The sequence below is a fragment of the Aminobacter sp. P4_D5 genome (genome assembly GCF_056401815.1).
The window spans coordinates 1-756 of the sequence record NZ_JBFUIP010000628.1 but is presented as its reverse complement, the minus strand read 5'-3'; the positions used below and the strand labels follow the sequence as shown (position 1 = coordinate 756).

At 71.9% G+C, this 756-nt stretch carries 1 protein-coding gene; it reads right to left on the bottom strand.

The genetic code is table 11. The features are described from left to right. Window positions 1-756, bottom strand: a 756-nt coding sequence (locus AC1DWF_RS33960; RefSeq protein ID WP_476842886.1) for an NAD(P)/FAD-dependent oxidoreductase, incomplete at both ends; no start/stop codon positions are given.

Below are 756 nucleotides of genomic sequence, written 5' to 3'. Positions count from 1 at the left end.
ATCGTGTACCCGCCGTCGAGGCGCCGCCGCAGCGTGAATTTCGGCGTGGAGAGGCCGCCCGTCACGATCTCGGGCAGCGGCGCCGTGCGGAAGGAGGTCGAGCGGATGGTGGCCTGCGGCAGCGAGACGCCATGATGCCGCAGGAACATCGAGGCCCAGGCGCCGCCGGCCAGCAGCACGGCTTGCGTGCGGATGGTGCCATGCTCCGTCACCACGCCGCTGACGCGGCCGGCCGTCATCTCCAGCCCCCGCGCGGCGCAGTTCTCCACCACCGAGGCGCCCAGCCGCATCGCGGCGCGCGCGATGGCGGGGGCGGCCAGGCTCGGCTCGGCCTTGCCGTCGGTGGGGGAATACACGCCGCCGATCCAGGCGTCGGCGGTGCCCGTGGCCATGGAGCGCGCCTCGGCCGCGCTCAGCATGCGCGTGTCCACGCCGAAGGGCTTGGCGAGCTGCCCCCACTTCTCCCAGGTCGCGATCGTGGCAGGATCCTTGGTGACGTAGATCAGGCCCTTGCGCTGGAAGCCCAGGTCCTCGTTGGTCTCGACGGACAGCTTCTCCCACATGGCGAGGCTCTCGATCGCCATGGGGAGCTCGCTGACGTCGCGGTTCTGCTGGCGCACCCAGCCCCAGTTGCGGCTGGACTGCTCGCCGCCGACCACGCCCTTCTCGACCAGCGCGACGGAGGTGCCCGCCTTGGCGATGGTCAGCGCCGCGAAGACGCCGACGATGCCGCCGCCGRTGATCACGACATCCGCC